Genomic DNA, 25,177 nt, shown 5'->3' on the forward strand with positions numbered 1-25,177 from the left:
CATACGGAAGGACCGCTACGCCACGGACACAAACCGGACGTTGTCGTCGATCACCGTGGCGGCTCCCCGCAGGTCAGCGATCCGGGCCGCGAGCGTCGCCGTTGCCAGTCGCGGCGGCAACGCGTCGCTGAACTTCAGCCCTCGCAACGCCTTCTCGCTCGGCTCAGGCAGACACAGCCGTGTCGCGGCGTCCGCGGTCAGCTCCTTCCATGTTGCCGGTGTGAGGTCTTCGCGGAGCCTGATCTGGTAGTCGTCGAAGCGGTGCATCGGGTCGGTGACCTCGCTGAGGGTGGCGGCGAGTGTGGCGTTCGCCCGGAATCCGGCCCAGGTCCACCACCGCAGATCGCCCTGCTCATCGCGGACGATGGTGTTTCCGCCAGGGTGGATCAGGCTGCTTCGTTCGTCACGTTCCTGGGCGAGACGGTCCACCGCGCGTCGGGTCAGTTTCACCGGGGGGTCGGTTCCGAGCAGGACTTCCCGTGTGGCGCGGGTCAGTTCGAAACTTTGTCCGGCCCAGCCCTGGTTGAGCCAGCGGGCCCGCCCGCCTCCATCGGCCGGTTCGACGAAGCACCGCCGGCGCCGCCAGTCGACGTAGGTGACGCGCCAGCTGCGCCCGCTCAGCAGGAGCCGTCGTTCACCAGGCACCTCTTCGGTCAGCAGGCTCGGGTCGATCCGGCCCAGCTCGGTGCGCCCGGTCAGCACGGTGAACTCGGGCGGGCCGGTGAAGACGGCGGTCAGGTCCATGAAGTGACGCCGCCCGAAACGCTTCTCCGCTTCGGGGCCGATAAAGAGCATGCCACCGTCGCGTTCGAGGTAGCCGTGTTGGACGAGGTGCCGCACGATGACGTCGCCGCCGGCTCGGAATGGGTCCAGGCCGTTCCACCACTGCGGCCACGTCTGGTCGCCGATCCGGCCCTCTTGCAGGCACAGGGCGAGGATCTGCTGGGCGACGATGTGGCGGGGCTCGGGCGGGGAGATGATCGGCTCCACCCAGTGCTGTCCCCAGAGGTGCAGCAGGGCCGCCGCGGACAACAACGATTCGCCGCGGGTGGTCAGGAAGAGACAGTTACGCACGGTTTCGGCGCGTCGTCCCGTCCGCCCGAGCCGCTGGAGGAATGACGCGACCGTGGCGGGGCTCTCGATCTGGATGACCCGGTCGAGATCGCCGACGTCGATGCCGAGTTCGAGCGTGCTGGTCGACACGATGACGCAGTCGCGGGCCTCGGCGAACGCCTGCTCGGCGCGGCGTCGTTCGTCGACCGACAGCGACGCGTGCGAGAGGAATGTCGTCACGCCCTTGCCCCGCAGCAGCGCGCCGAGTTCCTCGACGGTCTGCCGTGACTCGCAGAACACCAGCCGTTTCTCGCCGGCGTGCAGCGCGGCGACGACGGTTGCGGCGTTGGCGATCGAGCCGACGTAGTCCAGTTCGATCTCGCCAGGAGGCGGCCCAGCAGCCTGTTCCGTCGTGACGGCCGAGGTGAGGTCCGGCGCCACGACATTTGCCTGCCGTTGGCCGGCTGACGATCCTTGGAGCCACCGGAGGAGCTGGTCCGGGTTTCCGACGGTGGCCGAGAGGCCGACCCTCTGCAGGGGCCGGCCCACGATGGTGGTGAGCCGTTCCAGGACGGCGAGCAGGTGCCAGCCGCGGTCGTCGCCGGCGAAGGCGTGTACCTCGTCCACGACGACCGCGCGTAGCCCGGCGAAGAACTGGCGGTGGTCGACGTTGACGCTGACCAGCATGGCTTCGAGGGACTCCGGCGTGGTGAGCAGGACATCCGGCCGCTGCCAGAGCACGTTTCGGCGCTGGCTCGGGCCGACGTCGCCGTGCCACAGCGCGACGCGCCGGCCGAGCCACGAGGCGTAGCGCTCCAGCCGCGGGTGGAGGTTGTTGAGCAACGCCTTGAGCGGGCACAGGTAGAGCACCGACGTGCCGGACCAGTCCTCCGTCGCCATCCGGGACAGCATGGGGAACATCGCCGCCTCGGTCTTGCCGCCGGCGGTCGGGGCCAGCAGGAGCGCGTCGTGCCCGGCGAGGAGCGGCTCTGCGGCCGCTCGCTGCAGGGGGCGGAGGTCACGCCACCCCAGGGTGTTGACGATGTGGTGGACCACGATCGGGTCGAGACCGGCTTCGGTACTCACAGCGGTAGGTCGATGTCGTCCGCGAAGGCGGCGTTGTGCTCGACTTCGGTGAGCTCACCCATTTGGAACGTGAGCCCGTAGTGCAGCCGAGGGTCGAAGTCAGGGTACTGGTCGACCCGGTCGAACACGTCGGCGATGAGTTTCTTGAGGTAGATGCGTGGTGCGACACCGACTTGTCCGCCGAGCCGTCCGGTGACGGCACGGGCCAGTTCACCGATGTACGCGTCGTCGACCCGCGCTGAGACCTGGCTGCTGCCGTACAGGTCCCGGACCTTGATGCCCAGCTCGGTCAACGTGTCGATGGTGAATCCGGGCAGGCGGACCTGCACAGCGCGGGGGTTGTCCCATCGTGCGTCGGATCCGAAGTCGGTTGCTAGCCGCTGCGCGAGGGGTGCCAGGCGTTGCACGCCCTGCGGCCCGTCGAAGAAGGCGGGGGTGCCGGTGATGACGAGGTACAGGCCGGGGAAGCGTCCGGCGTGGACCTCGTCGACGAGTTGCCGCAGGGCGTTGAGGGCCTTGTCCCGGGCGTCGGAGCGGACCCGTTGCAGGGTCTCGACCTCGTCGAGCACCAGCAGAAGGCCGGGATGGCCGCTGTCGCGCAGGACAGTGAGCAGGCCCTGCAGGAAGTTGAGCGCCTGGAAGTGGTCGAGGTCGCCTTTGACCCCGGCGACCCGCCGGACCGCCGCGGCCACGTGTGGTTGCCCGCCGATCCAGGCGGCGAGCCCCTCCGCGGTCGCGTGGTCGCCGGTAGCCGCGCTGGTCCGGTAGGCGCGCAGTGCGGCGGAGAAACCGGGTGCGCTGCGGGAGATCTCCGACAGGCGGCGCTCCATCAACGCGCCCACGGCCCGGTCGAGCGCTTCGGCGTCGTCTTCGGTGACCTCACCGGCGCCGAGGACATCTTCTTCCAGGGTGAAGATCCAGCCGTCGAGGATCGGCCGGATCGCGCTGGGCACGAACTGTTCGGTGCCGAGACGCTCGACCAGCCGCCGGTACACGGTCTCCATGCGGTGCAGCGGCGTCTCCGTCTCGGAGACTTGCACCTCGGATGCGGCGAGACCGCGCCGTTTGGCACGTTCGGCGAGCCAGCGGGTGAAGAACGTCTTGCCCGCCCCGTACTCCCCGCGGACAGCTTTGAAGACGCTGCCACCACCGACGACCCGGTCGAGGTCGTCGTCGGTCGCGGCCGTGAACCTGTCCAGGCCGACCGCGAGGACGTCCAGACCGTTCATCGGTACCGCGCCACGGCGCAGCGCGTCGATGACGTCACGACGTCGCCGGGCGGAGATGTCTGGCGTCACGACGGCTCCAGGTGGAACTGCTCGATCAGCAGCGCCCGGTTGAGCACGACGGTCCGGCCGTCCGCGTCGATCTCGAGCACCGGGTACCCCTCCACCTGCAGGAGCTTCTGCAGTGCGGTGATGGTGGGGCCGGTCCGATGCTCGGGGATGCCGGCGAGGGCCGCGAGCGTGTCGCGCGCCACCCGGTCGTTGTTCGTGAGCAGGGCGGTGAGCATCGACCGGACCCGTTCGTCGGGCAGCGGTGCCCGGGTGCCGCGGCGCTGCGCGTACACCTCACTGGCCAGCAGCGCGTCGACGAGCGCCGGAGACTGGGGGGAAGGTGCGGCCGGTGCGGCAGGTGACTGAGCCGGCGGCTCGGCCACCTCGAACAACGCGCCTTCGAACTGCGGCGCTGGCGAGGCACGGCGCGATCCGTTGCGTTTGACCGGGCGAGGGGTCTGGACAGCGGAACCGGACTGCTGCAGCGACTCCCGCCACCACTCAGGGCTGGCGACCGGGGCGCCGGACCAGCCGGGCACGGCGTGGTCGTTGCCGGCGCTGAACACCAGCAGCGGTATCACCGCTTCGGCGGGTGCCGCGCCGCCGTGATAGCCGGCCTTGCGGGGACCGTACCGCAGCTCCTCCCGCCACGGCAGGACCACTGTGCCACCAGCCTTCGCCACCCGGCTGCCCTTGAAGAGCCTCTCGCCGTCGCCCGCCGGTGTGGTGGCGGGACGCCAGCGGTTCTCGCTGCTCGGACTCGGCCGTAGCACCGCTTCCGGGCCCCGGTCGACGACGTGGCCGTGGTCGGAGAGGACCACGACCACGCGGTCCTGGGCCAGGGCGAGCAGGTCCCGGACGGCGCGGATGGTCTCCTGCCCCCAGATGATCGTCCCGGGGTCGCTGCGGTCGAGGGCGTCGTCGATGGTGTTGACGACGGCCGCGACCAGCGTCCGCTCCGGCGACTGCAGTGCGGCGACGACGTCCGGTGCGAACGCCGCACCCGCACCGGCGCGGAGGTTGCCCTTGTGGAGCAGGACACCGGACGGGTACCGCGCCTCGAACGCCTTGCGTTCCTCCGCCTGCTGCCCGACCGCGATCCGGCCGCTGAGCAGGCTGCACCGGCTGACCTCGGTCACGGTCGGCAGCGCGGCGAGCACGCCGGTCCGGGCGCCCCCGCCCGGCGTCAGTTCCAGCCACGAACCGGACCTCGTGATCGACTCGGCGAGCTCGGTCGCTGCGGCGACGCTCATCCCGTCCATCACCAGCAGCAGCACCCGCTGCCCGTGGTCCAGGATCGGCTGCACCACCCGGTCGAGCACATCCTCGACGCGCAGCATCGTGCCTGGGTCCGACTCGGCCGTGGTCGCGTGGGCGAGCTGGCCGGCGAACTGGTCGTCGTGCCGGGACCGGCGGGCCTGAACGGCCTGATGGAGCAGTTGATACGCCTCGGCGAGCTGTGGGTCGACGTCGCCGGCGAAGATGTCGAGCCGGGCCCGGTCGACCCAGCCGTCCTCGCGGACGTGGCGGTGGAGCGCCTCGGCGAGGGTCGACGGGGCGCCATTGTCCGGCTCGGCGAGCCATCGCAGGAGTCGTACCGCCATCCGCGCCGTCTCCAGGACCGCTGGGTCGGCGGCGCGGTGTTCCTCGGACCGGGCCAGCAGTTGCTGCGCCTTGACGACCGCGGTCGGGTCGGCCTGTCCGCCGGCCGGCACGGCAAGCCGCAGGGCGTCGGCGAAGGTGCGCATCCGCTGGGTGAAGCCCGTCGGCAGGACCGCGCTCTCCGCCAGCAGCGGCATGGCATCGATCTCGGCGGCGATGGCCTCCGCCCGGCGCAGCATGGGTTTCGCGTCTTCATCCAGGTGCCCGGCATCCACCGCGCGGTCCAGCCACGCCTCGGCCGCCTCCCGGAACGCCGCAGCGGAAGCGTCGCTCAGCCGATCGCCGCCGAACCGGGGCTCCAGTCTCGTCCGGGCCACCGCGACCTCGACCGGGACCGTGGCGCCGAACGCGGGCGCCCACAGCGCACCCGTCAACAGACCCAGGGATATCGCGTCGACGCCGTGCCCGGCACGGACCGCGGCCATGATCGGCCGCGCGGACTGCCCGGCGATCTCAACGAGGAAACTCGTAAGCCCATCGGCGACCGCTACGGGCAGATGGGCGACCCGCTGCACCGCCAGGGCATCCGTGCTCCACTGCAGCAGACCGGCGCTGTCGATCTGCTTCGGGTCGAGACCGAGCAGCTCACCGGCCAAGGACCGCAGCGCGTGTTCACGGGTGAGCACGGTGCCGGACGGTGCCGGCCACCCGCCCGCCGGCCGGTGGTCGGTCAGCGCCTCGGCGGCCCAGCGGCCGTCCCGGACCAGCCGCGCGTCGAGGTTGACCCCACCGAACATCTGGCGGACCAGGTCCCACGGGTCCACGCTGCGCACAGTCTGCAGGCTCAGGTGCGCGAGCACCCCGTCGCCAAGCTCGTCCGGGGTCAGCTCGGTGAGCAGCACCAGCCACTCGCCCTCGGCGCGGTCCCGCAGCGCCGCGCGGGCCGCCAGCGGGGTCGGACACGCGACGACCCGGACCGCCGTGCCGTCGACGGACAGCACCGGTTCCGCCGTCCACTGCGGAGTGACGCGCAGCGCGATGGCGGGGACGCCGTCCGGCTCGGCGAGCCAGGCCTCGACCTTGCGCCGGATCGCCGCCGGCTGCACCGGCGTCACAGCACCTCCCACGTGATCCGCACCCGGCTGCCACCCTCGACGGCCGAGCGGATCTCCCGTTCGACCTCGGCCAGCTCACCGGTCCCGGTGACGATCCGTGAAGTGGCTGCCGGGGTGCCGCCCGGGTTCTTGCCGCCGGGGTTCGGGAGTGGATCGACGACGATCGGTCCGACCGGCTTGGAGACCTTGGCGAGCAGGGCGGCCGAGCGGCCTGCCGCCGTGCGCAGCGCTGGGACGAGGTCCGCCGCGAGCTGCTCGTGGTTCGCGGCGATGCGCAGGTCGTCGATGACGGCCTGCGTATCGGGGTTCGTTACGGCCGCCGTTCGGATCGCGTCGAGCAACTGCCACTGCGTGGACCGCAACTCGGCGAGCACCGGCCTCGCCTGCACGAACGCCGCCGATGCGGTCCGGTCGTCGATGTCACCGACGTCCGCGTGGGCGACCGACTCGACCAGCGCCACGTCGTCCTGCTCGGCGGCCAGGCCGGTCAGCAGCCTCGCGACCCGGCGCGCGGTGGCCAGCCGGCCCGCCGTCGCGTGCTCGTCGAGGCCGAGCGCGCTCGCCCTGGTGTGCAGCTCGGTCACCAGGTCCGCCGCGGTCTTCGTGTGCTGCTGCGCGGCCCGGCGCAGCGTGCCGGCCAGCTCGCCGAGGTTTGCCGGGCTGCGCCACTTCGGCAGCGGCTCGCCGAAGAGCGCGCCACCACGCTCGACCGCCCTGGTCCAGTCGTCCTCGCCAGGCATCGGCGGGTGCCGCAGCTCGTACTGGTCGATGTTCACCTGCACGGCGTCAACCATCACCTTGACGTTGCCCTGGTACCAGGCGAGCTGCTGATCGAGCGCAAACACGGCGATGATGAGATTCTGCAGCTCCCGGTCGAAGCCCCGGGCGTCCGGCTTGTCGAGCAGGTCCCGCAGGACATGCACCGGGAAGTGGTCCTTGTAGCCCTGCTGGGCTGCCCCCTGCAGCAGATGCTGGCTCCACCAGCACGTGCTCGTCGTCAGCACGTACCGGTGATCGATCAGCTCGCCGAGCCGCAGCTGGTTGCAGACCCGCTGGATCGTCTTACGGTCGAGCTGCTCGACCGCCGCCCCCTTGGTCGGGTCGGCGGACGCCAGCTTCGCGTACTTGAGGACCTTGCCCAACTCGCTGCGGGTGACCGGCTTCTCATCGTCCGGAAGCGCCGGCCGGCCCGGATACGCCCACGCGAGCAACTCACCCGTCAGGTTCTCGAACGCGGCCTTGAGCGTGCCGCCCCGCGGGTCGCCGATGTGCAGCCCGTCCGCGAGGGTGTGCAGCACGCCGATGCTGTCGTCCTCCACATCGGACGGTTGGGGCTTCGCCGCACCGTACGCCTGCTTCAACGTGTTCAGCAGAGCCGCGCGGAGCTGCTGCTGGCGCTGCTGGAGGTAGATCTTGCCCTGCTGCCGGTCGGCGAGCGACCAGTCCGCGGCGAGGGTCTGCAGCCGGTCGCCGCTGCCGGTGTTGCCGAGCAGGTAGTTGACCTTCGCCAGCTGCCGTACCCGGCCCATGACCTCATCGGTGAGGAACAGCGGCATCCAGAACACGGTCCGCGACCCGCGCGGCAACGTCTCGATCCGGGCGAAGTCCTCATTGCGCCGGTGGCCCGGGTCGAACGGGTAGTCGATCACCAGCCGCCACGTCTCGCCACTGGCGATCAGCGCCGACTCTGGCAGCGTGTCCTTGTCGCGGACGTTGCCGAACCGCACCTGGACATAGTGCCGGCGGCCGCGCCAGTCGCGAGGATGCTGCAGCTCGCCGAGCGTCCCCTCGGCGCTGGCCAGGCCGAATTCCTCGCCGACCAGCTCACGGACCATCTGCTGCAGCACGCCACTGGCGGTCTCATTCTCCCGGACCAGGTCGAGGAGCTTGTCGTAGTCGACCGACGACAGCTTGATCGACACGACCGGGTCCGGGCCCTCGGTGAGGTGCAGTTCGCCCGCGTCGTTGTTGAGGCGCCGCAGCCGGTCCAGAACGATCTGGTTCTCATACCCGGGGATCGGCGAGGCGATCGAGCCGAAGTTCAACGCGTGCAGCTTCGCCGCCGTGAGGTTGTGCAGGGCCGGCACCTCCTGCACCAGCGCGCCCAGCATCAGCGTCTTGATCAGCCGGTCGTCGAGCAGGAACAGTTCGTGCCCGGCGGTCTGCTCCTCCTCGATGCCGTGCGCGGCGCGCATCAACGGGCGCAGTTTGTGCAGATACGTTTCGCGGGCCGCCTGGAACAGCTGCTTGAGCTGCGGCCGGTCGGGCAGTTCGCCGTGCAGGACAAGCGGGTCGAACAGCGCCGACACCCCGATGAGGTCGTTGACCTGCAACGTGTCCCGGCGGGCGGCCAGCAGTTCGGTCATCACCTTGAGCGCGGTGCGCTGCCGCTGCAACGCCTGCGACAGCGCGACCAGCGTGGCGACCAGCGCCGGCGAGAACGGGTACAGGCTGCGAAACGCCGCGGCGTCCGAACCGATCCCGGCATCGCCGTACTGCGCGCCGAGCAGCAGCGTGTCCCAGACATCCCGGTTGCCGCGGACCGCGGCGAACGCCTGGTCGATGGTGTGCCGCGCGGCCTCGTCCTTCGGCTTCAGCAGCCGCTTCTCGGTGATCTCCGGCAGGTTGGTGTCGGCCAGCACAATGTCGCTGCCCAGCCGGCCCTGCACGCTGCGCATGACGTGAGCGAGGGCCTCCCGCTCGGTGCCGCCGACCTGCGGACCGAGGAACTCCTCCAGGTTGCGCTGCCGCGCCACGAACGACGCGATCGGCAGCGGCCGGGCCGCGTCGGAGGACTCCACGAGCTTGTTGAGCTTCGCGCCCTCGGTCTGCACAAACGTGTGATCCGCAATCTTCGTCGACAGCCACAGAATCATCTCGTCGAGGAAGAAGACCATCCCGTCGTACCCGAGATCCTTGGCGTGCCGCGTGATGACCGCCAGACCCGTGTCGAGGTCCAGGTAACGGCCGCTGCGCACCGCACCCGTGAAGAACGTCGCGGTCAGCGCGCTGACCAGTTGGTCCCGCTCCGCGGTGCCCGGCGGCTGAGCGGCAGCGGCCCCATAAGTCTTCGCAGTCCACCCCGCTTTCTGGGCGACCTGCGCGGACAGGCTGCCACCGCCGGTACCCGGGGTGAGTCCCGAACCACCCAGCCGGGCGAAGAACCGCTCGTCGCCGAGATCCTCACGCAGCCGCGCCGCGTCGGCGAGCAACGCGGCGGAGAGGTGCACCGCCGGCGCTGGCGCCTCCGGGTGCAGCGCGGTGACCTGCCGTAAATATCCCTCCAGCACCGCCTGCTCCACCGACTGCGCGTCGAGCATGTGGAAGGTCAAGTTGAGGATCTTCTTGCCGCGCAGCCACGCCTCGTCCGCCTTGGCGACCGGCTCGGCCAACCCGCGTACCGCCCGTGCCTCCGGATTGTGCTGCAGGATCTCCCGCAGCACCGCCATGAAATGCGACTTGCCGGAACCGAACGAACCATGCAGAAACTTCGCCTGCGACCGGCCCGACGTGATCGCATGCCCAACCATCGACAACGCCTCGTCGAAGTTACGCCGCAGATCGTCCGTCACGACGTACCGGCGCAGGTCGGCACCCTCCGAGGCTCGGACCACAAAGTCCGCGTCCCCGACCGACGTCGGAATGTCGATGAGGTCTCGCAGCAACGTCACGACAACTCCTCAAGGCCACGCAGCTTCGTAAGGGTCGCCCGGTCGGCGCCGAGCGCATTGAGCTCGGTGTCGACCAGGCCGGAGAAGAACTCCGCTGGCGTGCCCGGATAGCCGGGGCGGGACTCGGCGTACCACTGATGTAACCACGGCTCGAGCTCGGCGATACCAGCAAGGATCGGCAGCAGCCGCTCCGCGGACCAGGCGGCCTGCGTCTTGCGATCGAGATACAGCGCTGCAAGGGCCTGTGCCTGCTGCAGGTGATCCCAGCCCGCCCAACCAAGCAGCTCCCCAGCATCACCGGAGAGAGCAGCCCGGGGATACGAGATGAAACGCTCCTTGGGGACATCAAGCTTCCCGCGGTTACCCCAGTAGGAGCCTTTGAGAAAGTCGGCGGAGGCATACTTCGGCGGCACCGGAATGTCCTTGATCGTCTCCCCGGCGTCCTCACGCCGCTGCAATGCCCACGTGCGCTCCCATTGGACGCGCTTGCGCAGGCCAGCAGGCTTGTACCGATCGACCGGCAGAAACGGCATGTGCTCGTCAGCGACGAGCCTGCCGAGCGTCTTGACGAGGTCGTGGGCGTCGGAACCCACCCACAGGTCCAGTACCGCTCGGAACTCTTCATCGTGGCGAACACGGTCAGCGAGCTGCGCGACCGACTGCGGCTTCGGCGCACCTCCCCACAGCTCCGGGGCTTCCAGCCGTTCCAGCAGCCAGTTCTGCAACGCCTCGGTCTGCAAGGCATCCCAGCCTTTGCTGGCCCACCGGCGCTTGTGTTCGGGCCGCTCGATGAGGGCGATGTTCCGGTCCGACTCGATGACCGCGATCCGCCGCTCGACCAGCGCCCGGTACTCAGACGACCAATGATCAGGCAGGTCGGTGACCGGCGTGGATCCATGCCGTGTGAACCACTCGGTCTTTGCACCACTACGGGCAAGGACGATCTCGAACGCCCGCTCGCCTAGTGCCAGCTCGGGCGGGTCGTTCGTCGCCAAGTCCTCGTCGAGCAACCCGTACGCCTGGTATACCTGCCAGTCCAGTTCTTCCTGCATCGCGATCATCCGTCGCCGCGCCGACGCCCACTCGACCTGCCCAGCCTTCAACCGGTCCCGGGTCGGCACACCAGAAGCGACCACACCCCCCGGGCTGATCCCCGCAAGCTGCTGTGCCAACTCGTCCAACATACGACTCAACACCAACGGCTGCTCGGTAGGCAATGGGAACGCCAGCAACTTCGTAGAATTGAACTGGTAGAACTCATACCATGGCTCCGGAGCCCAGCGGTTTCCGCCTCCGCTTGTGTTGTCTTTACCTGCTTTGTTATGGCTAACCTGCTTGAGCCAGAAAGATGCGGCCGAACTGTTAAGTACGCCGAGCAGCCTCAGGTGGTCGTCTTCGCTTGCATCTGGAGGCAGCTTGATTACCGGAGAGGTCTGCTTGAAGACCTTACCGCCCCGGTCCAGCACGAAATGGTTATGTGTCGCAACCTCTCCCCATGCAATGCCAAGCGGCTGGACGAATCTTTCCGGATGCCATCGGCTCCATTCGTACCAAGTAAGCCCGACCTCTTCATGGGTCCCACCTAGCTCCCGCCTACGAGACAAGATCGACTTGGAAAGCCAAAGTATCCGCGCTATCGACGTGTCGTCAAGGGACGCTTGGAGCTTGCTGTCGTATGGAAAAAGCGATTCGGTTTCGACTGAAATGGACCAGTCTCTGACCGTCTCACCAGTCACGAGTGGAATTACAGAGCTAGGGAGCACGCCATAGCGCCGCCATGTGCCAATTGCTGCTAAGTAGGCATCGTCTGAACCAGTGTGTGCAGTCCGCCCGATGAGCAGCACCGCGTCCTTCAGCATGCGTCGATCATCAAACGTGAGAAGTCGCATCACATCGGCGGCGCCGCCACCACTGAGGCTCCACGGATGCCGAGCAAAATGACTCCGAGGCAGGTCTGCTGTGCTAACCCATTCAGACTCCGAGTCAGCGTCGTCGACCTGTCGAACAATTGCATTCCATACTGCACCATCCGCGGCGATACGCAGCTGTCCCGGTTCACCACGAATTCCGAGTACGGTGCGGACAGGACCACTGTAGCGCGGGCTTACGAGGCGATTTCTGCCGACGAGGATAATAGTGGGCGTGCCGTGGCCAGGAATGTATGCACCGGACGCGTCGATCACCTCTGCCAAATCCACATGCGCGGCGAAGAAATCGTTGATTAGCTTCTTGCCGAACTCACGCTTCATGAACGAGTTCGACGTGATCTGTCCGACGAAGCCGGTGCCGTCCCCGTCGGCGTCGCCCCGTTTGGCCAGTTCGAAAAAGCGCTGCGCGAACGGGACTGTTAGCGCATATGTACCGGAGCAAGCCGAGTACATGCCGCGGTAGCGCTCGTTGAGAGTCTTGTCCTTGACCGTGATGTAAGGCGGGTTACCGACCACGACCGTGTACTGCCCAGGAGTCAGGTACTCGGCGAGCAGGTCGGCGTCCTCGCTGAAGTACGCGAAGGTGTCGTGTTCGGGCTGGCCGACCGGGAGTTCGCCCTGGTGGCTGGAGCGTTCACCCCAGTTGAGCAGCGAGTCGCCCGCCGCGACCCGGACCGGGTATGCCGTCGCGAGGTTGCGCCGGCCGGTCGCCTGCAACGCGGCCACGACGAGCCGAAACCGGGCGATGGCGACGGCGAACGGGTTGAGGTCCACGCCGGTCACCTGTGCCAGCGCCCGCTCCACCAGGGTGTCCACCAGTGTCGCCGGTTCGCGTTCCTGCCATTTGCGCAGCAGTCGCGCGAAGGCGCCGAGGAGGAAGTGGCCGGAACCGCATGTCGGGTCGATCACCTTCGTCTCGGCAAGGCCGAACTCCTTGACCGCTGGCTCGAACGTGCGGTCGAGGATGAACTCTTCGACGAATAGCGGCGTCTGCAGCAGCGCGTACGTCGCCTTGGCGTGCGCCGACAGGTCCTGGTAGAGGTCGCCGAGGAACCGGGTGTCCAGCTCGTCGCTGCGCAGCGATACGAGGCCCGGGCCGCGGCGGAAGAACTCGGACAGGTTCTCCGCGGCCTGGCCGGAGACGTCGAAGCGCCATACCGGGTTGTGTTCGTCGAAGATCTGGGCGGTCCCGCGCAGTGCCCGCAGGTGCCGGAACGCCTCGCGCAGCCAGTGCCGGTCGTTGTGTGTCGGGTTCTGAATGAGGTACGCCTGCCGCTGTTCGACGGCCCGTCCGGCCGAAGCGTCCGGCTCGGGGCCGCCCAGCCAGAGGCCGTCGACGAGCCCGTTGTCCTCGCAGAACCGGACGAAGACGCAGCCCAGCACCCAGGCGACGGCGGCCTGGTCGAGGACGTCTTCCAGCCAGGTCTCGAAGGTGCCGCCGGTCCGCTCTGCGCCCTTCGCCTCGCTGTGCTCCTTGCTCAGCTGCGAGCGCAGGTCGCTGTCCGACGCCACCTGGCCGCGCAGGTCGTCGACCAGGTGTTTGACCTGGGTCTGCAGCGGCTTCAGTTCGATCATCGGTTCGCGGTCCTCTCGGCGGTGGGGGTGATCCAGGTTTCCGGCAGCCAGAGGGACTGGCTGGCTGGCGAGGTCAGCGGCAGTTGCGCGGTGTCGAGCATGGCGGGTTCGAGCCGCCGGGCGGGCACTAGGAGCAGTCGGGCGGCCGGTCGGGGGCGGCTCAGGTCGGCCAGTTCTTGCAGCACCCGCAGCTGACCGTACCGGGCGAGTGGCGCCGCCTCTGTGATCAGCAGTGGCCGGTCGGTGGCAAGGGCCTTCTCGATCTCCGGTACGACGTGGTGCTTGACTAGGTCGACGAGAGTGCGGAACTCGACGTCGGTGGGGTCGCCGGTGTCTGCCGCGACGACGGCCTCCCAGCCGAAGTTCAGCCTGCGCAGTTCGTCGAGCAGCACGGCGGTGACGTCCAGCTCGGCGAGGTGCAGCCGGGTCAGCAGGGCACGCCGTGCCGGTACCAGCCGCTTCAACGGGGCCAGTAGGGCCAGGAAGCCGTGGCTTTTCAGGGCCGCCGCCAGCCTGGTGTCGACTTCGGCGTCGTCTCGGGGACCGGTCAGCGGCGCCGAGACGAAGGTGCCGGCCCGGGTGGCGCTGAACGTGCCGCCGGCGCTGCGCGGCGTGTACACCTGCCGGGCCGGGTCCCAGACCAGCGGTACCCCACAGGAATTGAGGGTGTCTTCGTCCAGCCGGCGAGGGAGCGGGCGGGCACGGGGGAACCTGGCGCGGACCCGATCCTGGAGGCGCTCGTGGCCCAGTGTCTGGCCGACGAGGCTGGGCGCGGCGAGCCGCAGGGCACGCTCGGCCGGCATGTCCACCGGGTACAGCTGGCCGACCGTGTTCACGTCCGCGACGCCGTTGCTGGCGGCGGCGGCGAGCTGCAGCAGCCGGGCCTCGGGGATCGCCGCGGCGCCGTCCGGCACAGGGATCGTGCGCAGCTCCTCCAGCGCCCGCTGGCGCGTCGGCAGCGGGTCCAACGCGGCGAGTTCGGCGGCACGCCGGCCCAGCCGTACCGCGTACGCCAGCAGCTCGGACGCGGTGGTCGTCGCGGTCGGATCGTCCGGCTCCCGGCCGACGAGCACCGAGTCGCTGCCCCGGAAGCGCTGGATGGCGAGGCGGGCGTCACCGCCCCGGCTCAGCTCGGCCTCGACGGCGGCGCGGGCCAGCCCGATCGCCTGCGGCATGCGCTTCGGGTCAGCGGTGTACGAGCCGCGGGCCGCCATCAACGCGTCGGCGAGTTCCTCGGCGGACATGACCCCGCCACGGGCGTCGAGCAGGGTCACGATCTCGTCGCGCACCTGTTCCAGGGCCCGGTTGTCGAGCCACACCTTGGCCTGCTTGCGGAGCAGGACGGAGATCTGCGGCTGGGACTGTCCGGTCGCCCGGGCGGCCTCGGCCTGGGCCGGCCAACGCAGAAACGCACCATCCCCGGTCGGCGCCTGCCCCAGCAGCACCTCCAGGATGCCTCGCTCCTTGGCGTTGCGCGTGGTGGCCTTCGGCAGCAGGGTGGCGCTGACGGCCTCCACGCCGTGCGCGAGCGGCTTGTCGTCGGCGGGTGCCGGAGCTGGCAGCGTGACCTGTCCCTGCAGTGCGCGAACCTGGGCGAGGATCTCTTTGCGGGTCGCGTCGGGCACGCCTTGCGCGCGGGTGAGCGCGGAGGGCTCGTAGGCCAGGAGTTCCCCGATCGTGTGTACCCCCAGCCGCTCCAGCGCCGACCGGGCGCGGGCGGTCAACCCGGTGACGTCGAGCAGCGACTCGGGCGTGAGCGCCGTTGCCCTGGGGCCGAGGGGCACCGGCCCTGGTGCCGACTTGGGGATCTCTTTGAAGATGACCCGCCAGGCATCCGACATGTCCTCGGCGGTGTCGAACCTGCGGGCGGCATCACGGGCGAGGGCCTTGGCGAAGAACGCGGCGAGCCGGTCGGCGACCGCCGGGTCGAACGACGCTGGGTCGAGGCTGACCTCGTCGGTGATCGCGGCGGGGTTGGCGTTGTCGCCCCAGCGCGGCAGCGTGCCGGTCGCCATCTCGTACAGCGTGACGGCGGCCGCGAACCGTTCCGCCGCGGCGTCGTAGCGCATCCGGCGTGGCGGGCCGAGGAACGGGTCGAGGTAGGGCGGGGTGCCGGCGCGGATCTGGTCGGCTGCGGAGCCGGCCAGGGAGAAGTCGAAGATGCACAGGTGCGGCTGCTTGTCCTTCGGCCGGGGCCGGGCCGCCAGGTTGGCTGGCTTGATGTCGCGGTGCCAGATGCCCTGGCCCTCGAGGAAGACGACGATGTCGAGCAGGTCGCGGCCGTACCGTTCGAGCAGGTCCAGTGCCAGGCGCCGGTTGCCTTCGAGTTCCTGTGCGAGGGTACGGGCGCCGGCGCTCTCCATCAGCAGCGCCGTGCGACCGCCGACGTTGACCGGTCCCTTCACCAGCGACGCGACCTGCCAGTGTTTCAGCTTGTCCAGGGTCTCGGCCTCGGTACCGAGGCGCTCGGCGTGCTGCTCGTCGCGGGCGACTTTGAGCACCAGTTCGCGCGGCCCGTCGGGGGTGCGCTCGGTGACCAGCAGCGCCAATGCGGTCGCGCCGGTGCCGAGTCGTCTGACCACGGTCAGGTCGCCGTCGAGCACGTCGCCCTTGTGCGCCCCGAGTGGGTCGATGACAGGCTCGGGCTCGGGTGCGGTCATCGCCTCCCACACCCGCTCCAACCCCGCACGGAATGCGGTGACGTCCCGCAGCCGCTGCGCCGGGTCGCCACGGGTCGCGTCGTAGACGAGCTGTACGAGGCTCTCGGGCATGCCGTCAGCTGCCGCGGACAGGTCGAGCCCACCGTCGTGGACCGCCGCGACCAGGTCCTCGGCGGTTGCCGCCGACTCGGCGTCGGCGAAGATCCGATACGCGATCGCACCCAGTGAGAAGACGTCCAGCTGGCTGCCGGGAACGGCGGAGCTGATGGCTGCCTCGGGCGCCTGGTAGCGGCGTACCTCGTCGTCGAAGAACAGCTCCAGCCCGGCACCGTCGGTGGACGAGCTGAGCCGGGTCAGCTGGGTGGCGCCGGCCAGCCTGCCGCCGGTCTGCCAGTCGGTCACGACCAGCGAACGGCCGGGGCCCGCCGGGTCGGAGACGAACACGGCCCGGGGGTGCAGCGCGCGGTGGGCCAGGCGGCGAGAGTGTGCGTAGTCGATGATCTCCGCCAGGTCCTGGACGAGCCGGAGCCGCTGGGCGAGCCGCAGCCGTCCGTTGTGCTCGGTCAGCCACTGGTCGAACCGGATGGAGGCATTGTCGTGGTCGAACACGACGGCTGGACCGAGCGGGTGGTCCACGAGGTCGGTCGCGCGGGCGATGCCCGGATGATGGATGCCCTGCAGGAGCCGGAACTCCCGCTCGGCACCCCGGCGGATGACCGGGACCTCGTCGTCGGCGGCCCTGCTGGTCAGATAGAAACGGACCCGGCGCACCAGTTGCGTGTCGAGCGCGTGACCGGCGAGGAAGTCCTGCCAACCGATGCCTTCGGCGAACGGCTTCGGGTACAGCAACAGTTGACCCACCTTGCGATCGGCGACCGATGGGCGGATCTTCGCGCCTCGGACCAGTTCGACGATCTGTCGTCCCCGGTCCGGGTCGACGAGGTGGTCGGGGTTGCGGGGGCGGGCAAGCAGCAGATCCTTGAGACTGTCGAGGCCAGATGGATGCTGGTCGAGGCCGTACACGTGCTGCCGGCCGATCTCGTCGAGACCTGCCTGCAGCGCGACCGCATGCAGAAAGACGGCCGCCCCGACGTACGGGATCTGGTCGGCTTTGCCCTGCTGCCGGGCGTAATGCCGGATGAGGCCGGCAAGGCGCTTTGCCTTGCGGTTCGCCAGGATGTACGGATTGTCCTCCGGCATGAGCCGGCCATTCGGCGTCCGGCGGACCCACTGCGTGCCGCCGCCGGACAGTTCACCCTGCCAGTGCTTCAGCTCCAGGACGTACAGGCCGCTCGGGACCAGCACCAACGCGTCGACCTCGTTGATGGAACCGTCCGTGCCCACGAACTCGACGTTCGCCCACACGTGGTACGGATCGGTGTCCGGCAGGTACGAGCCGAGGATCCGCAGGCCGTCCTGCTCGTGCGTGAACGCGCTGGGGTTGATCTGCTCCCAACGCGGAGAGTTCTCACGCACGGCATGTCTCCTGCCTCGTCACCACCATGGCCCTTCATTCTGCACCGCAGGCTCCACGCGCCAAGAGGCCGAGCAGCCAGTGGCCGCCTTGATCATGACCTCATCCTGGTACGTGATCACGCGTGCCGGAATAGACGTTTGATCGATTTGCGATGACTAGACGTCGTCACATTGTGTGCTACCAATGTGCGCATGTCGCTACGGAAAGGCGTCGTGCGGACGTCTCGCCGCCGTGCAGGTTGCACTATGCCGCCAAGGGCTAACAACTTGCGTCGCAGTTTGGAGTACCGCGTTGAATTGGCGGCGCATCCGAGGACGGCGCCTGCTGAACTGGCTACGCCCCAGCACCCGGCGGCACTTCGAGCGCCGCCGCCCCACTCGCGTGAACACAGACTGACAATCGGCACGGCAGCGGCGCCTCAAGGCGACCGAGATGCAGACCTCGGACTGTGCGTGGCGGATCGAGATCCTGCAGCGTGGCGGCATCGAGTGGTGCCGAGTTGTGCACGGTGACGCGGTCGTCGGCGGCCTCGACATCGCCGAAGCCCACCGAACCCTGGCCGCCGCCGGCGTCGACCTCACCGAGATCCACCCAGCCGCGTAACCCCGGGGCCGCGAGCAATGCCCGGCGCGGCGTCAACCCGCCCGCCGGCCCTGCCACAAAGCGGTGTCCTCGCGCAGGTGCGCCGCCCACGGGTCCTCGGCGACCGGCCGGGCTACCGGTACCGCGCCGGGCGGTGCGCCGTGCGTGCGGTCCGGGTTCCTGATCCAGTCCTCCGGGATGCCCGCGATACCACTAGCTGAGGGTCCGACCCGCTTCACGATCGACGGTGGCGGTAGCCGCAGCAGGGTCGTGCGGGGCTGTTCGGAACGACCCCGCACTGCGGCGGTCACCGTCGTCTCCTGCAGCCGCAGCCGGCCACGGCCGTGCCCGAGGCCGGCCCAGGTGATCTGCGAACTGCGGACCACCAGCTGGCAACCCGGCCACGGCTGCGTCGGCACCAGCACGCACCGCCGCTGCCGCGCCCGCGCCATCAGCCGCCGGGCGACACCGTCCTGCACCGCACCGGGCGTGCCGACGACCACCAGGTCGACGCCGTCGATGAGCGCGCTGACCGCCGCCGCCCACGCCGCCCCGGCCTGCGGCACCAGCGCTGCTGGAGTCCGTGCGGGTTCCTCCCGGCTACGATCGGCAACTCCCGACGTCTATGCAGGTCATCCATGTGGTTGAAACGCGTCCTCCCAACGAGTGAAATCCGCGAACTACTCCTGGATTTCAGGAGCTTTTCGCGGATTCGATGAGTGAGTGGCGAAATCCGGCACCCGTGTGCTGTCGGCGGTGCCGACGTTGCCTGTGGCCGCCGGCATCGCAGCGTCCCCGCCTGGGCTTGCGGATGTGCTGACGCTGGACCGCCGCCGCACAGACGGAGGTGGCGACGAACAGGCGCTGTTCCTGGACACACTTGCGGAGTACCAGTGGGCTCGGGATGTGGCCGGGCTGGCCCCCTCAACGCTTGAGAAGCTGCTTCGGCCGGTCGTTGAGGTGTGCGAGCAGCTGGCGGTGGTGCCGTGGCGCCTGACGGCTCGGGATCTGGATCGGTATTTCACCGGTGCTGGCCGGCGGTCGACGTCAACGGTGCGGCGGAAGCTGAATGCGATCGACGGGTATTTCGCGTTCTTGGAGCAGGCGGTACGCGGGCGAGCTCGCACGGCGGTTCGGGGTAGCAGTCGAGTCGCCGGTCGACCGGTTCAACCGGCCGCGGCATCGCGGGGACTTCGGGTTGCGGGTGCCACCATCACGGCGGGCGATGCAGGAGTTCTTCGTAGCGTGGCGGGCGTCCCTGCCCGAAGCGCGCAAACCGTTGGTGGCGTGTCGGGACTACGTGATGGCGAAGATCGCGTACGTGTCGGGGGTGCGGGCGGCGGAGTTGTGCGCGGTCCGGCTCGCCGATGTGCACTGGGAGTCCGGGCAGTGGGGCCGGTTTCTGGTGCAGGGCAAGGCGGCGCGCGGCTCGGGCCCTCGCGAGCGGCTGGGGTACCTGTTCGCTGAGGGCCGGTCGTTGTTGTGGTGGTACGTGGAGGAGGTCCGGGGGCTGTTCCCGGACGATGTCGAGCATCCGGATGCGCCGTTGTGGCCGTCGGAGCGGCTCTCGCCGGTGGCGTTGTCGCTGGGCATCGATGCGCCGGGGCTGGCGGTGGTTCCGGGGACGTTCCGGCGGGCGCTGAAGGCGGCGGGTGAGCGGTTCCTGCCGGCGCCGGGCGGGGCGCTATTCCCGCATCTGCTGCGGCATGCGTGCGCGACGCACAACTACGAGGCGGGGATGTCGCTATGGGAGGTGCAGAAGTTGCTCGGCCATGAGTGGACGACCACGACGGTGCGATACCTGAACCCTCGGGAATTGCATCAGACGAACGAGAAACCGCAGGTCGGCTGGTCGCCTTGGCGTCGGAATAGCTTCCAGGGGCTCTGGGATGCGGCCCTGTGAGCAGGGCGAGCCATCACGAGATCCCATCTGATGCAGGATCTGCCCGTCAGATAGGCAAGGCCGCTGGTGAGCACTCTTCAAGCGCATCGAGGAGGGGAAAGGCTTGTCGGGGCTGGACTCCGACCCCCAAGGCGGGCATTCGGACAGTTGGAATACCCGACTCCGCCAGAGGCGACCGCGCACGGCGATCCGGAACAGGCCGCGCTCGAGGCGGCGGACCGGGCGGTGCAGCGGCTGCTGGGCAACACTGGGAGGCTGCAGTGAAGTGGAACCTGCGGTGGGCGGCGGCGCAGCGCGGCATCTGGCGGCCGAACGATCTGCGCAAGGCGTTCCTGGATGTCGGGTTTGACGCCTCGTTGAGCAAGGTGGCCGCGCTGTGGAGCGGCCAGCCGATCTCGGTGCGTCTCGACGACCTGGACCGGATCTGCGCGGCGTTGCAGTGCACGGTCGGCGACCTGTTGGAGGCGGAGCCCCTCGCGGATGCGCCACCGGTGGGCGAGCCAGCCCTGGTCGCGGACGCCGCGGGCACGGCCGCGCAGGTGCGGCCGGTTCCGCGGCGCCGAGCCGGCCGTGGCCCGCTGCTGCCGCCCAGTTAGCCGTGGCGAAGAACTGGCAGGTCGGGCAGTGCCGGCAGTGTCTGGGCTGGGGCTGGCTGCTGGGCCCGACCCATTGCCTGCCGTGCACCAGCTGGCGCCGCGTGGGGTTGCCCCGGGGTACCTGCCGGCTATGCGGGCACGAGGCGCTGGTCAACCCGAGCCGGGAATGCCGCGTGTGCACGGTGGCGGTGCTGAGCACCGGCACGACGGACGCAGCGGCCAGGCAGTACGACCCGCCGCAGCTGGCGCTGGTCGGCCCAGGCCTGGCCAAGAGGATCAAGCTCAGACGCCCGCCGCCGCACTGCGCTGCGATCGACGACCCGGCGGTCTGCCCGCCCGCGGTCCGCGGCCAGTTGGCGCTGTTCCCCGCTGGCCGGTTCCGCCGACTCCGGCGGGAACACGCGCGTCGCATCGCCGGGCGTAACATTGCGGACCTCGACCAGGCGTTGGAGGTCTTGCGGGTCCACGCCGAGGTCGAGCCGACGCTGCCGGTGCGGCTGCTGCGCGACTTGCTGCGGTTGATCCTCGCTGTGCGCGACTCCGAGGGCGCCGCCGCGGTAGACGAGGCGTGGCTGGCAGCGCTGCCGCGCTGCCGGCATCGGATCGCCGTGATCCTTCGCGGTGTGGGGCTGCTCGTGCCGTGCCGGCCGTTCGATGCAGCGCTGGCGCGGCGACCGGCGGTCGCACGCAGTTGCACGGACTGCTCGTCGTGGGGATTCGAGACGACCTGCGCTGCCTGCACGGTCTGGCGAAAGAGTTGGCCCGCCGTGGGCCGATGCCCGCGGTGCGGGCAGGACAACGTGCACCTTGACCACGACGGGTGCCGACGCTGCCGTGTCGACCTGCGCTGGCACGCCGCAGCGGACGGCGGCGCGGTGGCCACGCAGTTGTGGCTCGGCGGGACGCTCGCCCCGAGAGTCTTCACCCACGCGGGCGTCCTCGGATATCGGCCCGACCGAGAACCGCCGTACCGCTCGCGAGTCACCTCACCGGGCGGCGGCGAGCTGCCGGTGAGCCGGCACCTGCTGGATCCGAGCCAGCTTGTCCTCTACGACGGGCCACGCGAGTGGCGGACCGCCGCCCGCGCGCCGCAGCCGGCGCTGACGGACGCGGCTCGGCGGCTGATGGACCGTTTCGAGCAGCATTGGCGGCACCAGCTGTGGAGCTATGACGTCCACATCCCGTGCCGGGCCGCGCTGCGGCTGGCGGTGGGCTGGCTCGGCGCGGACGTGCCGTTCACCGACCTGGACCTGGCCGGCCTGCGCCATCTCACCTGGCGGCCGTCGCTGTACCGGCTCACCCAGTTCCTGACCGGGCAGGCGCTGTACCTGGCCACGCCCCGGCCGTGCGCCGACACACGCGCCGTTGAACGGATGCTCGCCGAAGTCCCGGCCTCGTTCGCCGGGGAGGTCCGCCGGTGGGTCGCCGCGCTGCGCGGGCGCGGCCAGCGACCGCGGCCGCCGCTCGCGCCGATCACCATCCGCCGTTACCTGCACCTGCTCGTGCCAATCCTCGCCACCTGGGGCGATGAGTTCACGACCCTGCGCGAGGTCACGCACGACGACATCGTCGCTGCCCTGCATGCCCTGCCTCGGCAGCGCGGCCATGGTGCGGCCACGGCGCTGCGCAGCCTCTTCGGGGCGCTGCGCCAGGAACGGGTCGTGTTCCGCGACCCAGCCCGCCGGATTCGCGTGGGCGACCGCACGCCCCTGCCCAAGCCGCTGCCGTCGGACCGGCTTGCCGGACTCCTAGACGCCGGCAACGCCGCCCGGGTGCAGCTGTGTGTCGCACTGCTGGCCGTGCACGCCCTCACCCCGGCCGAGCTGCGCCATCTCCGCCTCGCCGACGTGGACTTCGCCCGCGGCCGGATCACCGTGCACCGGCCCGGCGGCGACCGCATCGTCTACCTCGACCGCGTCACCCACCGTATCGCCACGGTCTGGTTGCAGGAACGGCGCAGACGCTGGCCGACCAGCGCCAACCCGCACCTGATTATCACCGGCCGCACCGCCCACGACCGCCGCCACCCTCCCGTGACCAACGCGGTCCTGTTCGTCCCGCTGCGTCGCCTCGGCGTGCACCCCACCGGTCTGCGCACCGACCGCATCCTGCACGAGGCCGCCGTCACCGCCGACCCGGTCCGGCTGATCCACCTCTTCGGCATCGAGGCCGGCACCGCCATGCGGTACCTGCGCGCCGCCCACCCGCATCGTCTCACCGGCCCCCGCTAGGTCAGCGGAGCGGGTGCGCAGCTGGTGGGCCGCGGTCAGATCCTTCCACGCCTGATCGGCAGCGAGGTGCAGCTGCGCCTCCTCGAGCGCATCCGGCAGCGACGCGAACTCGCGACGCCAGCGCCGGCCGCTCGCGCCGCCCTGGCGGACCTCAACCTCGAACGTCACGCCGTCCGTGCGGACGTAGGCGTCACGGCGGTTCAACCGCCCCCAGGTGCCATTCCACCAGTGGCGGACGGTCTCGGTATGCACCCCGATCAGCATAATCGAACACACGTACCATTCCACGGCGAACCGTCGACATGGCACAGAACAGGCACACCGGCATCCGCTGCGAGGAGCTGCTGGAACTGTCCCACCACAGTTTCGTGCAGTACCGGCTGCCGGACACCGGCGAGGTCGTGCCGTTGCTGCACATCATCCCATCCAAAACCGACACGGAGCGGCTGTACTCATCGATCCAGAGCTCGCCGACACCCTGGCCGCCGTCGTCGCCCGAGTCCGGCTCGCCGACGGGTCGATACCGCAGCTGGTCGCCTACGACGAGTCCGAACGCCACTGGAGTACACCCCGGCCGGTGCTGTTCCAGCGCAGAGTCGGGTCACAGCGGCGGCCGTTCGGCCGGCACGCCATCCGGCAGTTACTGCATGAAGCGATCGCCGGGCTCGGCGCGGTCGACGCCGACGGCGCCCCGCTGACGCTGACCCCGCACGACTTCCGGCGCATGTTCGTCACCGAAGCCATCGCCTCCGGACTCCGACCCCCAAGGCGGGCATTCGGACAGTTGGAATACCCGACTCCGCCAGAGGCCGTCTACCCCGCCGACGCGATCAACGCCCACCGCGCCTTCCTGGCCCGGCGCCGCTCCGTACGCCCGGCCGAGGAGTACCGCACCCCGACCGAGCAGGAATGGACCGACTTCCTCGGCCACTTCGAACTGCGTAAGGTCGCACTCGGCACCTGCGGCCGCGTCTACGCGAGCCCGTGCACGCACGAGCACGCCTGCGCTGCCCGATGCTTCGGCCCGATCCTGCACAACGCGACCGGCTCGCCGACATCTGCGCCAACCTGACCGACCGGATCGCCGAGGCGGAACGCGAGGGCTGGCGCGGCGAGGTGCAGGGCCTCACCGCCACGCTGAGCGCAGCCCGTGACAAGCTGGCCCGGCTCGATCAGTTGCGGACGCCGGGGCCGATCATGCTGGGGCTGCCCCACGCCGGCGGCGCTCATGCGTAGCTGGACGTCGTACCGCAGCACTCACGCCAACGCCCGGCCATCACGTCCGGCGAGTGTGCGCACCAGTGATGTCAGACCACCGCTGGTCCGCCGCCATGCGGTTCGCGGCTTCCTCGAGCGCCACGTCCAGCGTCGGAAACCGCCGCCACGGCGGCCGGCTGTCGGCGCCGCCGAGCCGCAGCTCCAGTTCGAAGGTCTCGCCATCGGTGCGGATGAACACGTCACGACGGTTGAGCCGTCCCCAGGCGTTGTTCCACCAGTGCCGCACCACTCGGTCACGCATCCCAGGAGCATAGTCGAACCTACGTTCGAACGAGGTCGAGATGGGTAGCGGACTCCGGGAGCCGTGCCGAAGGCATGGCCGGCGCATCCAGGGTCGCAACGGGCGACGGGTCCCGGGGAATCGATCGCATGGTCCTGTGGGACGACTGATGCACGTTTGACCTACCCGTTAGCAGAAGGCGAACATCCGCATGCCCGGGGCGGCTGAGGGTGTTTCCGCTGGGTGAATAGAGAGTTGATGCATGCCTACCCTGTTCCTGGACCCGGCTGGGCTGGTGAAGGACAGCTCCGCGAAGCCGTGTTCGTCGAACCACGTTCGTACCTCGAGGCTTGGGTCGTCGCCGTTTTCGAGCAGGCCGCGGTTCCAGATGACGATGCCGCCCGGAGCCAGGAGCGCCGGCAGAGTGGCGATGGTTCGCTGAATGTCTTCGGACGAGATGTTGCCAAAGACGCCGCATGCGATGATCACCTGGGCGGGTCCGGCGCCAAGGTACACGTCGATTGTTCCCGCGTCGGCAGTTGCTACCTCGACTCCCGGCAGTCCGAGGTCGGCGGCCGTTGCGCGGGCGCGTTGCGACAGGGTCGGGTCGAGTTCGACTAGCAACGCCCGCACGCTACGGCCGCTGTCGTGTTTGGCTAGCACGGGTAGCACATCGCGCCCCTCTCCGGAGCAGATACTGATCAGGCGGCGGGTGCCGTCGGGGTCGTAAGGGGCGTCGTCCAAAGCTCGCCAGAGGTTGTGTTGGACAATTTCCAGCCTCTTCGCCAACCACGAGCTCGGGTTGTCGTAGTCCTGGTGCCACCGGACCCAGTCTTTGGTCATGGATGCCCTTTCAGGGAGTTGTGGGTGATGCCGCCGGAGTGCCCGCTTTTCTTGGGTAACGGACTCCGGGGCCGCGCCGT

At 69.6% G+C, this 25,177-nt stretch carries 16 protein-coding genes; 6 read left to right on the forward strand and 10 right to left on the reverse strand.

The features are described 5' to 3' along the window. Window positions 1-15: 15 nt before the first annotated feature. The 6 genes from ACGFI8_RS29180 to pglW are packed head-to-tail and all read right to left on the reverse strand — an operon-like array spanning window position 16 to window position 17,443. Window positions 16-2,139 (reverse strand): DEAD/DEAH box helicase, encoded by a 2,124-nt coding sequence (locus ACGFI8_RS29180; protein WP_392809717.1) that lies wholly within the window; start codon window positions 2,137-2,139, stop codon window positions 16-18. After that, window positions 2,136-3,437: a BREX system ATP-binding protein BrxD gene (brxD, locus tag ACGFI8_RS29185; RefSeq protein WP_392809719.1), complete on the reverse strand. Its 1,302-nt coding sequence runs from the start codon at window positions 3,435-3,437 to the stop codon at window positions 2,136-2,138. The genes ACGFI8_RS29180 and brxD overlap by 4 nt, the downstream gene beginning before the upstream one ends. Further along, on the reverse strand, window positions 3,434-6,133 hold the full coding sequence (pglZ, locus tag ACGFI8_RS29190; protein ID WP_392809721.1) for a BREX-2 system phosphatase PglZ: 2,700 nt from the start codon (window positions 6,131-6,133) through the stop codon (window positions 3,434-3,436). The genes brxD and pglZ overlap by 4 nt, the downstream gene beginning before the upstream one ends. Beyond that, window positions 6,130-9,804, reverse strand: coding sequence for a phage resistance protein (locus tag ACGFI8_RS29195; RefSeq protein ID WP_392809723.1), 3,675 nt, complete (start codon window positions 9,802-9,804; stop codon window positions 6,130-6,132). Before ACGFI8_RS29195 ends, pglZ begins: the two co-directional genes overlap by 4 nt. Then, window positions 9,801-13,307 carry a BREX-2 system adenine-specific DNA-methyltransferase PglX gene (gene pglX / locus ACGFI8_RS29200; protein WP_392809725.1) on the reverse strand — a complete coding sequence of 1,169 codons (3,507 nt, stop codon included), beginning with the start codon at window positions 13,305-13,307 and terminating at the stop codon, window positions 9,801-9,803. Before pglX ends, ACGFI8_RS29195 begins: the two co-directional genes overlap by 4 nt. Then, window positions 13,304-17,443, reverse strand: coding sequence for a BREX system serine/threonine kinase PglW (gene pglW / locus ACGFI8_RS29205; protein WP_392809728.1), 4,140 nt, complete (start codon window positions 17,441-17,443; stop codon window positions 13,304-13,306). Before pglW ends, pglX begins: the two co-directional genes overlap by 4 nt. Window positions 17,444-17,876: 433 nt before the next feature. Here pglW and ACGFI8_RS29210 point away from each other — a divergent pair, with 433 nt between their 5' ends. Continuing rightward, window positions 17,877-18,047, forward strand: a complete 171-nt coding sequence (locus tag ACGFI8_RS29210; protein ID WP_392809731.1) for a hypothetical protein — start codon at window positions 17,877-17,879, stop codon at window positions 18,045-18,047. A 32-nt stretch (window positions 18,048-18,079) separates the two neighbouring features. Here the strand turns inward: ACGFI8_RS29210 and ACGFI8_RS29215 are convergent, their stop codons facing one another. Next, window positions 18,080-18,592, reverse strand: a complete 513-nt coding sequence (locus tag ACGFI8_RS29215; protein WP_392809733.1) for a hypothetical protein — start codon at window positions 18,590-18,592, stop codon at window positions 18,080-18,082. A gap of 659 nt (window positions 18,593-19,251) precedes the next feature. Between ACGFI8_RS29215 and ACGFI8_RS29220 the strand changes: the two genes are divergently transcribed. The 3 genes from ACGFI8_RS29220 (at window position 19,252) to ACGFI8_RS29230 (ending at window position 22,756) form a co-directional block, all read left to right on the forward strand. Then, window positions 19,252-19,929, forward strand: coding sequence for a site-specific integrase (locus ACGFI8_RS29220; protein ID WP_392809735.1), 678 nt, complete (start codon window positions 19,252-19,254; stop codon window positions 19,927-19,929). A gap of 260 nt (window positions 19,930-20,189) precedes the next feature. Further along, window positions 20,190-20,525 carry a helix-turn-helix domain-containing protein gene (locus ACGFI8_RS29225; RefSeq protein WP_392809737.1) on the forward strand — a complete coding sequence of 112 codons (336 nt, stop codon included), beginning with the start codon at window positions 20,190-20,192 and terminating at the stop codon, window positions 20,523-20,525. Between the two features lie 2 nt (window positions 20,526-20,527). Beyond that, window positions 20,528-22,756: a hypothetical protein gene (locus ACGFI8_RS29230; protein ID WP_392809739.1), complete on the forward strand. Its 2,229-nt coding sequence runs from the start codon at window positions 20,528-20,530 to the stop codon at window positions 22,754-22,756. A 190-nt stretch (window positions 22,757-22,946) separates the two neighbouring features. Here the strand turns inward: ACGFI8_RS29230 and ACGFI8_RS29235 are convergent, their stop codons facing one another. Next, window positions 22,947-23,315: a hypothetical protein gene (locus ACGFI8_RS29235; RefSeq protein WP_392809742.1), complete on the reverse strand. Its 369-nt coding sequence runs from the start codon at window positions 23,313-23,315 to the stop codon at window positions 22,947-22,949. Window positions 23,316-23,333: 18 nt separating this feature from the next. Here ACGFI8_RS29235 and ACGFI8_RS29240 point away from each other — a divergent pair, with 18 nt between their 5' ends. Both ACGFI8_RS29240 and ACGFI8_RS29245 read left to right on the forward strand, forming a co-directional pair. Next, window positions 23,334-23,828: a hypothetical protein gene (locus ACGFI8_RS29240; RefSeq protein ID WP_392809744.1), complete on the forward strand. Its 495-nt coding sequence runs from the start codon at window positions 23,334-23,336 to the stop codon at window positions 23,826-23,828. Continuing rightward, window positions 23,771-23,992 (forward strand): hypothetical protein, encoded by a 222-nt coding sequence (locus ACGFI8_RS29245; RefSeq protein ID WP_392809746.1) that lies wholly within the window; start codon window positions 23,771-23,773, stop codon window positions 23,990-23,992. Before ACGFI8_RS29240 ends, ACGFI8_RS29245 begins: the two co-directional genes overlap by 58 nt. Before the next feature lie 40 nt (window positions 23,993-24,032). On the opposite strand, the gene ACGFI8_RS29250 is transcribed toward ACGFI8_RS29245, so the two are convergent. Further along, complete coding sequence (locus tag ACGFI8_RS29250) at window positions 24,033-24,275, reverse strand: hypothetical protein (RefSeq protein ID WP_392809749.1); 243 nt, start codon at window positions 24,273-24,275, stop codon at window positions 24,033-24,035. Between the two features lie 168 nt (window positions 24,276-24,443). Next, window positions 24,444-25,097 (reverse strand): methyltransferase domain-containing protein, encoded by a 654-nt coding sequence (locus tag ACGFI8_RS29255; RefSeq protein WP_392809752.1) that lies wholly within the window; start codon window positions 25,095-25,097, stop codon window positions 24,444-24,446. Between the last annotated feature and the right edge of the window lie 80 nt (window positions 25,098-25,177).

Origin of the sequence: Dactylosporangium sp. NPDC048998 (assembly GCF_043197855.1) — a bacterium.
GTDB lineage: Bacteria > Actinomycetota > Actinomycetes > Mycobacteriales > Micromonosporaceae > Dactylosporangium.